Source organism: Prevotella sp. P6B1 (genome assembly GCF_000702825.1).
GTDB lineage: Bacteria > Bacteroidota > Bacteroidia > Bacteroidales > Bacteroidaceae > Prevotella.
On the sequence record NZ_JNKF01000015.1, the window covers coordinates 75,663 to 88,665 of the forward strand.

The following is a 13,003-nucleotide window of genomic DNA, read 5'->3' on the forward strand; positions in this document are numbered from 1 at the left end:
CTTTGCGGAGAAAATGTAAAACTATATGAAAAGAATTTGCAGCGTTTTATTATTGGGTGTTATGCCTTTCTTGTGCTTGTTAGGGCAGATAGCCCCCAGACCGATAGACAAGAAGGCTACAAAAGAGGCGGCGTCTTTGTATCAGTATCTTAGGAACGAAGTTTGGGGCAAGCAGGTGCTCTCTGGTTGTCAGGCCCGATGGGATTATAACACGACCGATGCTGATGAAGTGAGAAAAAGTACAGGCAAGTATCCCGCCATCAATATATTCGACTTCCAGCATTTCAGAATGGAGCATATTAACTATCTGGCCGATACTGCCAAGGATTGGCATCAGGCGGGTGGTATTGTGGGCTTTATCTGGCATTGGAGTGTACCTGTAGATACCTTGATGACCCCTGATAAAGGGTATTCGTTCTATACCCCTTCGGCAGCACGGACGCCACAGGAGGGCACTACATTTTCGCCACGTAAGGCGCTACAAAAAGGTACACCCGAGAATCAGGCCCTGATGCACGATCTGGAGCGTATCACCAACTTGTTGCTGCACTATCAGAAACAGGGCATCCCCATCATCTGGCGTCCGTTCCACGAAGCGGCTGGCAATAGCAACCGTGGTGGAACAGCATGGTTCTGGTGGGGCAGCGATGGTGCCGAAACGTTCAAACAACTGTATTTGTTCATGCAGAGTTACCTGATGGCGCATGGTGTACACAACCTGATATACGTGTGGACATCAGAACTCGATGATGACGATTGGTATCCTGGTGACAAGTTTGTTGATATTGTGGCCCGCGATCAGTATCATATTTCAACCAATCATGGCAGCTATAAAGAACAGTACGATATATTAAGCCGCAAGTATCCACATAAGATGCTGGCACTGGCCGAATGTGATTGTATGCCAAGTGCCGAGGCCATGATGAAAGACGGCGCTAAATGGTTGTATGTGGCTCCGTGGACAGTGCCTTTCCTTTTCGGCAGTAACAACACACCTGATTTCTGGAAGCAATTCCTGAATACTGACTTGGTTCTTACGCGCGATGAAACTCCATATTCAATAGGTAAAAAAAATAAAGCCCAGATGGTTCGTATCAAGTCGACATCGGGCGGAAAACAGTTTGATGGTATCGGTGCTGTGAATGGTGGCGGGGCTACTTCGGTGTTGCTGAAGGACTATCCTGAACCGCAGCGCTCGCAGATTATGGATTTGGTATATAAGCCTAAGTTCGGTGCTTCAGTCAGTTCTTTGCTGGTAGAGATACCTGGCGATGGTAATTCTACGCAGGGCTCCATGCCGTCGCACAGTCACTACCGTGGCGATTTCAATGCTCAGCGTGGCTACACATGGTGGGTGATGCGCGAGGCTAAGCAGCGCAACGCCAAGCTCGACCTTGATGCTACAGGGTGGAGCGCACCTCGCTGGGTGGGCGACTTCTGGACGCAGGATATGGCCGATTACTATGTGGACTGGCTTACGGGGTTGCGTCAACAATACGGACTGGAACTGAATGCCATAGGCTGTCATAACGAAAAGGGCTGGAATAATGAGTTCGCTAAGATGTTGCGCCGCACCATGAATGAGCGAGGCTTTAAGAATGTGAAGCTACATGCCTTCGACAACTGGGGACCTGACAAGATGGAGTTTATGAAGGCGATGACGCACGATGCTGAGTTACGCGATGCCATCTATGCTGTGAGTGCTCATACATTCAGCGAGATCCCCCTTACGGCAGAGCAGCGTGCCATGGCCGAAAGCATGGGCAAGCCCATCTGGAACAGCGAGGACCATATCTATCTCAAGGGTTTCGACTGCCTGATAGGCATCGTAAAAGCTTTTAATGAGAATTATATCGTGAGCGGTGCCACCAAGGTGATTAACTGGTACGACATTGGTGCTACCTATCCATTAGAGCCCTATAGCCAAGATCCGCCCATGCTGATAGCTCAGCAACCTTGGAGCGGCAACTATAGCGTGCGCCAGGCCTTGTGGGGCTATGCACACTACGGACAGTTTACCGAAGTGGGTTGGCAGTATGTGGACGATGGCTGTCGGAAACTTGATGGTGGCGGTTCTATGTGCATGTTGCGTAATCCTGCTACCAGCGACTATAGCATCATCTTCGAGACGAAGGAGGCTACCGCTCCTCAGACTATACGCATCAGTGTGCCAAAAGGCCTCTCTGCGGCTAAACTCTGCGTATGGCGCAGCAATGAGCAGGAACAGTTTGTACGACTGGCTGATATCACCCCCAAAAGTCGTAGCTTTACCATTACTTTGAATCCTGACTGTGTTTACTCTCTCTCAACTACCACAGGTCAGCAGAAGGGCAGTTTTGCCGATGTTCCGGCTACAGCTGCGTTCCCAATGCCTTATCAGGACGACTTTGATGGCTATGGTCACCCTGCACAATGGGGCTATCTGCCGCATTACATGGCCGACATCATCGGATGTTTTGAGTTGCGCCAGGCACCTGATGGCGGTTCGGGCACATGCCTGCAACAGACGGTAGGTGAGCATACGCTGAGTTGGGCGCCCGAATGGCACCATTACTCCATCATCGGTGATGCCGCATGGCAGGACTACGAGGTGAGTGCCGATGTGCTGCTGAATCCTCAGGACGAGGCAGCCATTATGGGGCGTGTATGTGATGTGGGCTCTGGTTATGGCGTATGGGCAAAAGGCTACTACCTGAAGATCAACGAACACGGACGCTGCCAGCTCTATATCACTCGTGGTAAGCTGGACCAGAAGGAGCTGATAGGCGATGCTGAGCAGCAGGCACTCATCCTGGCCCGTAAGGATATCGAGGTGGGAGGCGAGTATGTACTTGACAGTACGCAGGTTAAGGGCTTCGACGCCCGACGTTGGCACAACCTGCGTTTGCGTTTTGAGGGCGATGAGATAACTGGTTATGTGGATGGACAACAGGTGTGCCGTGCCACATCCGACCGTTACACCCACGGTATGGCCGCGCTGATGGCACCCCTGCAAGAGCGCCGTGTCAGCACGCCTTACTTCGACAATCTGAAGATAACACCTCTCGGTCGTACCAAGGCTGTTGCAAATATATCACGCAATCCGAATCCACTTTATTGATCGAAATAACAATTAGAACAGAATAATATGCAGAAGAAAACGAAAATGATCATCCTGGGCAGTATGCTTGCCCTGATGACACTGCCTGTAAAGGCACAGAAATGGGAAGGTCTGGCTGATACGCCACAGATGGGATGGAGTACTTGGAATAAGTTCCAAGGCAACATCTCGGAGGACGTGATTAAAGGCATTGCCGATGCGATGGTAGAGAGTGGCCTGCGCGATGCTGGCTATACCTACATTAATATCGACGATTGCTGGCACGGCAAGCGCGATGCCAACGGCTTTATTACGGCCGATCCCAAGAAGTTTCCCAACGGTATGAAGACCTTGGCCGACTACGTGCATAGTAAGGGCCTGAAACTGGGTATCTACAGCGATGCCGGTACCGCTACTTGTGCCGGCGAACCTGGTTCGTTAGGACATGAGTATCAGGATGCACTGCAGTATGCCCGCTGGGGAGTAGACTATCTGAAGTATGACTGGTGTAACACCACCAACGTGAACCCACAGTGTGCCTACCAACTCATCAGCGATGCCTTGCGTGCTGCTGGGCGCCCTATTTTCCTCAGTATGTGCGAGTGGGGGAGTAGCCGCCCTTGGAAATGGGCCCGACAGATAGGTCACTCATGGCGTACCACACCAGACATCTGGTGCGATTTCGATTCGCTGCGCGTTTTTGAGGCTGGTTATAGTCAGTTCGGGGTTATGCAGTGCATAGCGTATAACGACACCCTGCGTCAGTATGCAGGAAAGGGCTATTGGAACGATCCCGACATGCTGGAGGTTGGCAACGGCATGACTGAGAACGAAGACCGCGCACACTTCACGATGTGGTGTATGATGGCCAGTCCGCTGATTCTTGGCAACGATTTGCGTAATATGAGCGAGGCTACACGCAACATTATCATGAATAAGGAAATGATAGCCATCGATCAGGATACATTGGGCGTGCAGGGACTACACTATTGCGACCGCGACGGTTTGCAGTTCTGGTTCAAACCGCTTGCCGGAGGCGATTGGGCATTCACCATCCTCAATCCCACGCGCCAGGATATCACCTGCTGCCTGAACTGGCAGGACTTCAATCTCACGGATCGTGAGGTGAGCAAGCTGAGCACCGATTTTGCAACCAAGGTCTATAAGGTGTATAACCTGTGGACCCACAAACAAGAGGGCAAGACAACACTGAAGAACAAGGTTGATCGTAAGCTCGTGGTGAAGAGCCGCGATGTGGTTTCTTATCGACTGATAAATGGTAAATAACATGAAAAGACTGGCTGCTATACTAACGGCTGTCATGATGACTTGTGGCATCTGTGCTGCAGAACCAGTTAAGTCGGATGCAGCGCAGCAACTGATGCAGTTGCTGAATGATATCAACGGACAGAAAACGTTGTCGGGTACGATGGCTTGTGTAAACTGGAATATCAGCGAGGCAGAGTGGGTTCATCAGCATACTGAAAAGTGGCCCGCCATCGCTACTTTTGATCTGATTCATCTGCCATGGTCGTCGGCTGGAGGATGGATAGATTACGATAACACCAGTGTGCTCGAAGAATGGCACCAGCAGGGGGGCATCATCAGCATCTGCTGGCACTGGAACGTGCCTGCCCGCAGCGGTAAGAGTGGAAAGTATGCCTTCTACTGGGGAACCGATAATGGTAAGGAAGATGAGCAGACTACCTTCGATGTGAAGAAGATTTTCGACACGACATCGGCTGAATACCAGATCATGATGCAGGATATCGACCGCGTGGCCGGTATCTTGCTCAAACTCAAGGAGAAAGGCATCCCTGTGTTGTGGCGACCGCTGCACGAGGCTGGTGGCATGTGGTTCTGGTGGGGCCGCGACCCTGATGCCTGTAACGAACTGTGGCATAAGATGTATGACCGTTTTCAGGAGCTGGGTGTTGATAATCTGGTTTGGGTGTGGACTCAGAGTTCGGCATGGGGCAAGCCATATAGCGACGGTTATCGCTGGTATCCCGGCGACGATTATGTCGATGTAGTGGGTATTGACATCTATAACGAAACTAATGCCAGCACTATCCGCACCAAATGCTATGATTTCTTGAACGAATATTCGCCCTCGAAGCTTGTGGCACTCACCGAGTGCGGCTCGGTGCCCGACATGGGGCAGCAATGGCAAGCTGGAGCACATTGGCTATGGTTTATGCCTTGGTACGATTATGCCGTTACAAGCGATGTGAATAGCACAGCGTTCCGTCAAACTGCGCATAGCAATGCCGATATATCATGGTGGAACGAGGCTTTCAGTCATGATTATGTACTTACGCGCGATGATGTGAAGGCCTTACTAACCAGTGGTATGTTGGCGCCAACAACCAATAGAAGTACAGTAGGCAGCCAAGAAATCTACACGCTTGATGGCCGACGTGTTACTACAGTCTCTCGTCGAGGCTTATATATTAAGGACGGCAAGAAAGTAGTGATGTACAAGTAATAGCTGCTAACCTCTTTTTTTTGTTTGCCGCCAAGACCAGACCTGTTGCCAGCCTTGGCGGCAATTCTACCGGGAGAAGCTAATTGGACTGAATTGGGATGCGCTTAGTTGGATTTTACGTACTCCAGCACCCAGTCCAGGTAGGGCTGTTCATTGCGTTTGCCCATGTAGGTGGCGTAACACTCAGTCTTTACTTTATAGTTGTATTGCACCTTGATGGCGCGGGCCAGCTCGGGCTTACTGCAGCCGAATACACCTGCGGCTATCAGACTGCCTGCTACCAAGGCCGGCAGCTTGATGCGCTTCTTGCTGTTGGCCCAGTCGGCGATGATGCTCTTGCCTTTATCCGATGCCAATAGGTGGTCGACAAACTGCTCTATCCACTCGGCGGTGTACTTATTGGCATCGGATACAAGCTGCAGCACTTCCGATTGGGTGAGGATGCACTTGATGATCTTAGCGGGAGCAAAAGCGTTGAGCGGCTCAGGCTGCGGGCGATGCTTGTTTATGATGGCTTGCAATTTGGGATGCTGCACCACCAAGTCGGCATTCACCATGTCGAGTACGGCATCGAGTTCGAACAGGGCCTTGGTGTCCTCGTACGAGAAATCGTTCATGTGTTTCATAGCATACTTGCCGAACTTGGTGCGGTTGATCATCACAATGTCGCCATCGATAATCAGGTAGCGCATCAGCTTGGCCAGCTCTTTCTTGATGTGGCTATCGAGATTGTCCTCGCACGACAGCCACGGCCTGATTTCCTCTTCGGGGATGTTACTGATTTCCAGATTGCGGGGCGTTGTGTCGTGCCGCATGATGCCACGCCTCAGCACATTGAGTATCACCTGTATGCGCTTGCACTTCAGCATCTCGGGCGTCATGCCATACAGGTCGTTCTTCCATCTGTTGTAGCTGTCGATGATGGTCTTGTCGGTTAGTAAGGGCTTCAGCAGGTCGTACATTTGTTGGTAGTCGATCTGCCTGCCGGAGTTGGTTACCATCTCTGAGGCCTTGACGATACAGAGCGACGTGAGGAGGCTCTTGTGCAAGAGCTCCTGCATGTAGGCTGGTACAGGGTCCATGACGTGATTCACTGGGTCGATTGTTGCAGATAATACGTCGATTATCTGCCTAACGGATAAGGAGATTTTGTTGTCCATAAAGTTCTTGAATTTTTTTTAAATTTTTTAGGTTTACTAATTTTGTCGGTGCAAAGATAGTGAAAATATAACAATTACGCAAATTTTTCAGGCAAAAAAATTCAGTTATTCATTTATTCACATGTACAGGAAGGTTCTGCACGTATACTCTGCTATTAGTGAGTATATTAGTATATTATAATTATATTATATATTATATTTATATAATATATAATATAAAATATATGTTTGAATAAATTCAAAACCTTCTTGTACATATGAATAAATGAATAGTGAATAAAAACGGCTGTTTGCTCCTGATCGCAGAACCGTAACTTTTGGTGGCTGGAAACGTCATTTTCTGGCGCCAGAAGTTACGCTTCTGTATGTATTAGATGTATGCTATAAAAATTTATGTTTTTACTGCAAAAATGTGGGCAGAATATTTGGCGGTTTCGAAAATATTTTGTATCTTTGCAGTGTTAATCAAGATATGAACAGCACACACGGGAAGCGGCTGCCCGATGTAGTCAGTCGCACTTAAGTCTAATTAATACACACACATTTATGGCAAAAGTATTTTATCTGTTGAAGCAGAACAAGGTGAGAAACTCGAAGGTGCGCGGCAAGTGGTTCGCCCGTCAGAAAACCATCGAGACCTTGAACACCCGCAAGTTGGCGAACCACATCAGCGAGCATGGCTCTATCTACACCCCCGACGTAGTGTTCGGTGTGCTCGAGAAGTTCCGCAGCTGTCTGTTGGAGATGCTGCTCAACTCAAAGCGTGTGAAGATCGACGGTCTGGGTATCTTCTTCACCACCTTGGAGAATACTGAGGGCGGTGCCGAGAGCAAGGACAAGTTCCTGCCTCAGAAGAACCTGAAGGGATTGCACATCCGATTCCTGCCCGATTCAACCACCGAGACCGACATCTCGAGTCGTGAGTTCATCAAGAAGGCCGAATTCGTCAATGCCGAGACGCTGGCCGGCGCACTCGATGGCGACGCACCCTCGTCGGGCTCAGGCAGCGACAACAGCCAGAGTGGCAATACTGGCGGTAACACCGGAGGAAGCGGCAGTACCGAAGATTAACCATTAAATATTGAAAGCTATGAGTAAGAAAGAGAGTATCAAGTTTATCGTGCAGTTGATTGCATCCATCGCAACGGCGATTGTAACGGCACTGGGAGCCACATCGTGCATCGGCGCATAGTAAGTAGTCCTCCCCACAAAGTAAGCACCCTGCTTCAGTAGAATGAGGCAGGGTGCTTTGGTATTTAGGGCCGCGGCCAGGGATTAATACTGGCGCAGGGCGGCTACAAGCTCGTTGTTCTCGGTCTTGGTACCGATGGTGATGCGCAGGCAGTTCTGACAGAGCTGCACGCGATGGCGGTTGCGAACGATGATGCCCTGATCAACCAGATAGTTGTAGATCTTGGTGGCATCGGTCATCTTGGCCAGGAAGAAGTTGGCATCGGTGGGATATACCTTCTCGCAGATGGGCAGCTCGCGGAAAGCTTCCATCATGCGGCCACGCTCCTGGATGAGCACCTTCACCCACTGGTCGACCTCGAAGGGATCCTTCAGGGCCTCGAGGGCCTGCTGCTGGGTGAGGAGGTTTACATTATAAGGATACTTCACCTTATTGAACAGGGCGATGATATCCTGCGACGCAAATGCCATACCCAGACGGAGAGCGGCGCAGCCCCATGCCTTCGACATGGTGTTGAGCACAATCAGGTTGGGGTACTTGGCCAACTCGGCACGAAGGGGCTTCTGCGAGGCGAAATCGCTGTAGGCCTCGTCGACAATCACCAAGCCGTCGAAATTCTCAATGACCTTTATCACCTCTTCGCGCACCAGACAGTTGCCGGTGGGGTTGTTAGGGGTGCACAGCCAGATAATCTTGGTATGGGCATCGGTGGCAGCCAACAGCGCGTCGGCAGTTACCTGAAAATGCTCGTCGAGCAGTACGGTACGATACTCCACATTGTTGATATCGGCGCACACCTTATACATGCCATAGGTGGGCTCGATGGCCACCACGTTATCCACGCCTGGCTCGCAGAAACAGCGATAGGGCAGGTCGATGGCCTCGTCGCTACCGTTGCCTAAGAAGATGCACTCGGCAGGCACGCCTTTTACCTTGGCGATGGCTGCCTTGAGCTCCAGCTGCAAGGGGTCGGGGTAGCGGTTGTAAGGCGCATTGTAAGGGTTCTCGTTGGCATCGAGAAACACATGTGCCTCTCGGCCAGCGTACTCGTTACGTGCGCTGCTGTATGGTGCCAGGCTCCAGATATTGGGTCTTGTAAGTTCTTCTAATGACTTCATAACTTTCAACTGTCAACTATCAACTTTCAACTGCGCGTATGCGCACAGTCATAGCATTCTTGTGGGCATCAAGCTGCTCGGCTTCGGCCATGAGTTCTACGGCGCGACCGATGCTGCGGATACCATCCTCGCTGAGGTGCTGGAAGGTGATCTTACGGCAGTAGCTGTCGAGGTTCACGCCGCTGTAGGCAGTGGCATAGCCGTGGGTGGGCAGTGTGTGGTTGGTGCCGCTGGCATAGTCGCCTGCACTCTCACAGGCATACTCGCCCAGGAACACGCTACCTGCGTTGACTACCTTATTGGCTACCTTGGCGTAATCCTTCACCTGCAGAATGAGGTGCTCGGGGGCGTAGGCATTCGAGAGGTCGATAGCCTCCTGCAGACTGTTCACCAGTACCAGGCGGCTGTTGTCGAGCGCTTTGGCTGCCATCTCCTTACGGGGCAGCATATCCAGCTGGCGGTTCACCTCGGCCTGTACGTCGAGAATCACCTGCTCGGAGGTGGTGATGAGGAACACCTGCGAGTCAATACCATGCTCGGCCTGCGACAGCAAGTCGGCTGCCACAAACTCGATATTGGCATGCTTATCGGCGATGACGCACACCTCGGAAGGACCTGCGGGCATGTCGATAGCCACATCGTGCAGGCTTACCTGCTGCTTGGCGGCCATCACATACTGGTTGCCGGGACCGAAGATTTTATAGACCTTGGGCACGCTCTCGGTACCGTAGGCCATAGCGCCGATGGCCTGCACGCCACCAGCCTTGAAAATCTTGCTGACACCTGCGATACGGGCAGCCACGAGAATGGCGGGATTCACCTTGCCATCGCGACCTGGAGGGGTGCAGAGCACTATCTCCTCGCAGCCTGCTATCTTGGCAGGGGTGGCGAGCATGAGCACGGTTGAGAAGAGTGGGGCGGTGCCGCCAGGAATGTAGAGACCAACCTTCTGGATGGCTACACTCTTCTGCCAGCAAACCACGCCGGGCTGTGTCTCGATCTTCTTGCCCTTGAACTGCTGCGACTCGTGGAAGGCCTTGATGTTGTAGTGGGCCACCTGGATGGCAGCTTTCAGCTCAGGACTCACCAGTGCCTCGGCCTCGTTCATCTCGGCCTCGGTAACTGCGAGCTGGGGCAGATCAACATGGTCGAACTTCAGCTCATAGCCCTTTACGGCATCGTCGCCGCGCTTCTTCACGTCGGCCAGCACCGATGCTACAGTATCATTAAGTTGTGAAACGTCCAGATGAGGACGCTCCACAATCTTTGCCCATTCGCTTCTTTCGGGATATCGAATTACATTCATAATATCATCTTTTCGATTGGCGTTACCAGGATGCCCTGGGCGCCCATTTCCTTCAGTTTGCCGATAATCTCCCAGAACTGCTTCTGGTCGAGTACGGTGTGAACAGAGCACCAGTCCTCGTCGGCCAGAGGGATGATGGTGGGGCTCTTCAGACCAGGCAGCACGTCGATAATCTCCTGCAGACGAGCCTTAGGAGCGTTCATGCGTACGTACTTCTTGTCCTCGGCGTCCTTAACGGCCTTGAAGCGGAACAGCATCTGTTCGAGGATGGCCTTCTTCTCGTCGCTCATCTGCTTGTTGCCGATCAGCAGGGCCTCGCTCTTCATCACTACCTCTACCTCGCGGAGGTTGTTGCTCACCAGGGTAGAGCCTGATGATACGATATCGAAGATAGCATCGGCCAGACCAATGCCCGGGCTGATTTCTACGCTACCTGTGATTACATGGATTTCTGCATGGATATGATGCTGCTCAAGGAAATGTCGGAGGATTTCGGGGTAGCTGGTGGCAATCTTCTTGCCGTTGAACCACTCTACTCCCTTGTAGTCGATCTCTTTGGGGATGGCCAGCGAGAGGCGGCACTTTGAGAAGCCGAGACGTGAGATGATATCAGCATCTTCGCCACGCTCAACGAACTCGTTTTCGCCCACCACGCCGATGTCAGCCACTCCACTGGCTACACTCTGTGGGATGTCATCATCGCGGAGGTAAAGCACCTCCAGCGGAAAGTTGGACGACTGCACCAGCAAGGTGCGCTTTGAGGCACTAACCTTGATGTCTGCTTCTGCCAGCAGATTCATCGTGTCTTCAAACAGACGTCCTTTTGATTGTACTGCAATTCTTAACATATTGTTAAATCTAAAAATATCGGGTGCAAAATTACAACTTTTTCGTGAATTTCGTGCGCTTCGTGCACAAAAAGTAGTACCTTTGCACCGTTTTTACTAACAAAATGGTGCAGATTGATGCAAAAATGGTATAAATATGTCGGTTTCGGGGCGCTTTTGCTTTCGCTGGTGTCGTGTTTCGAGAAGAAGCACGAACCCATTGTGGCACCCTGGGGTGTGATTGATGATACCGTTTCGGTTTCGGACGAGTTCGACCTGCACGACATCCAGACCAGTGGCGAACTGATTATGGCCACCATCAGCGGTCCGCAGACGTACTACGAGTATCATGGCAAGTACCTGGGCACGCAGTTCCTGATTTGTCAGCGTTTCGCCGATTCGCTGGGTGTGCGACTGCGTGTGGAGGTGTATCGCGACAGTATGGAGTTGGTAAAACGTTTTGCTGAAGGCGAGGTGGATATCGTGGCGTGGCCCACACCCGGACATATCGATGCCGATACGGCCAAGAACGATCTGGCTAAGGAGTTGCAGGGCTGGTATCGCCCCGCGCTGATAGCTGCCGTACAGAAGGAGGAGAACGACCTGCTGACGGTTCGCAAGGTGCATCGCCGAATCTTCTCGCCCATGCTCGATGCCAAGGGCGGTATCATCTCGCACTACGACAGCTATTTCATGACGTATGCCCGCGATATCCGTTGGGACTGGCGCCTGCTGGCTGCCCAGTGTTATCAGGAGTCGACCTTCGACCCACGTGCCGTATCGTTTGCCGGTGCCAAGGGGCTGATGCAGATCATGCCTGGTACTGCCGACCATCTGGGTGTGCCGCGCAGTCAGTTGTACGAGCCCGAGGCTAACATACGTGCGGCGGTGAAATATATCGGACAACTGCAGAAAACCTTCTCGGATGTGCGCGACCAGTACGAGCGAACCAACTTTGTTCTGGCCAGTTACAACGGTGGTGCGCACCATATACGCGATGCCATGAATCTGGCTAAGCGCGACGGTAGGAATCCGCACCGCTGGAGCGAGGTGGCGCCCTATGTGCTGAAGCTGGCACAGCCTCGGTATTACAATGATCCTATCGTGAAATATGGTTACATGCGTGGATCGGAGACGGTGGATTACGTGCAGCGCATCCGACAGCGCCATGCGGGCTATCAGGGTGTGAAGACGCCTCACATGGGATTCCACGGGGTAGGCAAGCCCCGAAAAGCCGAACAGCGAAAAGGAAAGTATGATATCAAAAATTAACCCCCGGCAATTGCCGAGGGGTTTTTTCTGTACGGGGATCTTGACCTTCGGTCGAGATCGCTCACGTTCGAAAATGAAAGCGAGCTTTTATTTTGACTTAATCGCGATCTTATCAACGCGCTTCTGGTGGCGGCCACCTTCGAAGCTGGCGGTGAAGAACTCGTCCATAATCTTACGAGCCATGTTGTTGTCGATGAAACGACCTGGCATTACCAGTACGTTGGCATCGTTGTGCTGACGGATGAGATGTGCAATCTCAGGAATCCAGCACAGTCCGGCGCGCACCTGCTGGTGCTTGTTCAGGGTGATGGAGATACCCTCGCCACTGCCACAGATGGCAATACCGGGATAAACCTCGCCACTCTCGATACCCTCGGCCAGTGCGTGTCCGAAGTCAGGATAGTCAACACTGGCATCGCTCCATGTACCATAGTCCTTAAAGGGGTAACCCTTCTCCTCCAGGTACTGGAGCACAAACTGCTTTAAAGCGAAGCCTGCATGATCGCAAGCTACTCCTACTTTTTTTACTTCCATAGTCTTAAATTTTAAAAGGCACGGACC

The 13,003-nt window shown here is 51.7% G+C and carries 11 protein-coding genes; 6 read left to right on the forward strand and 5 right to left on the reverse strand.

Annotated features, from left to right (window positions below):
* Nucleotides 1–25 precede the first annotated feature (25 nt).
* The 3 genes from T495_RS0112565 to T495_RS0112575 are packed head-to-tail and all read left to right on the forward strand — an operon-like array spanning nucleotide 26 to nucleotide 5,567.
* The gene (locus T495_RS0112565; protein ID WP_081773325.1) at nucleotides 26–3,100 is read left to right on the forward strand and encodes a glycosyl hydrolase; all 3,075 of its coding nucleotides are present in this window, start codon (nucleotides 26–28) and stop codon (nucleotides 3,098–3,100) included.
* A 45-nt stretch (nucleotides 3,101–3,145) separates the two neighbouring features.
* The gene (locus T495_RS0112570; RefSeq protein WP_369793259.1) at nucleotides 3,146–4,366 is read left to right on the forward strand and encodes a glycoside hydrolase family 27 protein; all 1,221 of its coding nucleotides are present in this window, start codon (nucleotides 3,146–3,148) and stop codon (nucleotides 4,364–4,366) included.
* 1 nt (nucleotide 4,367) lies between these two features.
* Nucleotides 4,368–5,567 carry a glycosyl hydrolase gene (locus tag T495_RS0112575; protein WP_197020399.1) on the forward strand — a complete coding sequence of 400 codons (1,200 nt, stop codon included), beginning with the start codon at nucleotides 4,368–4,370 and terminating at the stop codon, nucleotides 5,565–5,567.
* A gap of 104 nt (nucleotides 5,568–5,671) precedes the next feature.
* On the opposite strand, the gene T495_RS0112580 is transcribed toward T495_RS0112575, so the two are convergent.
* Entirely contained in the window at nucleotides 5,672–6,727 is a 1,056-nt protein-coding gene (locus T495_RS0112580) for a hypothetical protein (protein WP_155993661.1), read from the reverse strand.
* 546 nt (nucleotides 6,728–7,273) lie between these two features.
* Here T495_RS0112580 and T495_RS0112585 point away from each other — a divergent pair.
* Both T495_RS0112585 and T495_RS15950 read left to right on the forward strand, forming a co-directional pair.
* The gene (locus tag T495_RS0112585; protein WP_033148946.1) at nucleotides 7,274–7,798 is read left to right on the forward strand and encodes a hypothetical protein; all 525 of its coding nucleotides are present in this window, start codon (nucleotides 7,274–7,276) and stop codon (nucleotides 7,796–7,798) included.
* 19 nt (nucleotides 7,799–7,817) lie between these two features.
* Nucleotides 7,818–7,919, forward strand: a complete 102-nt coding sequence (locus tag T495_RS15950) for a smalltalk protein (protein ID WP_155950094.1) — start codon at nucleotides 7,818–7,820, stop codon at nucleotides 7,917–7,919.
* Between the two features lie 83 nt (nucleotides 7,920–8,002).
* Here T495_RS15950 and hisC read toward each other — a convergent pair whose 3' ends face one another.
* From hisC to hisG, 3 genes are read right to left on the reverse strand one after another with little or no spacing between them, the layout of a single operon-like run.
* Nucleotides 8,003–9,037, reverse strand: coding sequence for a histidinol-phosphate transaminase (gene hisC, locus T495_RS0112590; protein WP_033148947.1), 1,035 nt, complete (start codon nucleotides 9,035–9,037; stop codon nucleotides 8,003–8,005).
* Between the two features lie 19 nt (nucleotides 9,038–9,056).
* Entirely contained in the window at nucleotides 9,057–10,343 is a 1,287-nt protein-coding gene (gene hisD / locus T495_RS0112595) for a histidinol dehydrogenase (protein WP_033148948.1), read from the reverse strand.
* Entirely contained in the window at nucleotides 10,340–11,191 is an 852-nt protein-coding gene (gene hisG / locus T495_RS0112600; RefSeq protein ID WP_028903679.1) for an ATP phosphoribosyltransferase, read from the reverse strand. The genes hisD and hisG overlap by 4 nt, the downstream gene beginning before the upstream one ends.
* A gap of 117 nt (nucleotides 11,192–11,308) precedes the next feature.
* On the opposite strand from hisG, the gene T495_RS0112605 reads away from it, so the two are divergent.
* Entirely contained in the window at nucleotides 11,309–12,442 is a 1,134-nt protein-coding gene (locus tag T495_RS0112605) for a transglycosylase SLT domain-containing protein (RefSeq protein ID WP_028903680.1), read from the forward strand.
* Between the two features lie 87 nt (nucleotides 12,443–12,529).
* Here the strand turns inward: T495_RS0112605 and rpiB are convergent, their stop codons facing one another.
* Entirely contained in the window at nucleotides 12,530–12,976 is a 447-nt protein-coding gene (gene rpiB, locus T495_RS0112610; protein WP_028904622.1) for a ribose 5-phosphate isomerase B, read from the reverse strand.
* Nucleotides 12,977–13,003 lie beyond the last annotated feature (27 nt).

Excerpts from the sequence above, each read along its gene's own strand:
- T495_RS0112565 (WP_081773325.1), top strand. The coding sequence starts at position 26 with ATGAAAAGAATTTGCAGCGTTTTATTATTGGGTGTTATGCCTTTCTTG.
- T495_RS0112570 (WP_369793259.1), top strand. The coding sequence starts at position 3,146 with ATGATCATCCTGGGCAGTATGCTTGCCCTGATGACACTGCCTGTAAAG.
- T495_RS0112575 (WP_197020399.1), top strand. The coding sequence starts at position 4,368 with ATGAAAAGACTGGCTGCTATACTAACGGCTGTCATGATGACTTGTGGC.
- T495_RS0112580 (WP_155993661.1), bottom strand. The coding sequence starts at position 6,727 with ATGGACAACAAAATCTCCTTATCCGTTAGGCAGATAATCGACGTATTA.
- T495_RS0112585 (WP_033148946.1), top strand. The coding sequence starts at position 7,274 with ATGGCAAAAGTATTTTATCTGTTGAAGCAGAACAAGGTGAGAAACTCG.
- T495_RS15950 (WP_155950094.1), top strand. The coding sequence starts at position 7,818 with ATGAGTAAGAAAGAGAGTATCAAGTTTATCGTGCAGTTGATTGCATCC.
- hisC (WP_033148947.1), bottom strand. The coding sequence starts at position 9,037 with ATGAAGTCATTAGAAGAACTTACAAGACCCAATATCTGGAGCCTGGCA.
- hisD (WP_033148948.1), bottom strand. The coding sequence starts at position 10,343 with ATGAATGTAATTCGATATCCCGAAAGAAGCGAATGGGCAAAGATTGTG.
- hisG (WP_028903679.1), bottom strand. The coding sequence starts at position 11,191 with ATGTTAAGAATTGCAGTACAATCAAAAGGACGTCTGTTTGAAGACACG.
- T495_RS0112605 (WP_028903680.1), top strand. The coding sequence starts at position 11,309 with ATGCAAAAATGGTATAAATATGTCGGTTTCGGGGCGCTTTTGCTTTCG.
- rpiB (WP_028904622.1), bottom strand. The coding sequence starts at position 12,976 with ATGGAAGTAAAAAAAGTAGGAGTAGCTTGCGATCATGCAGGCTTCGCT.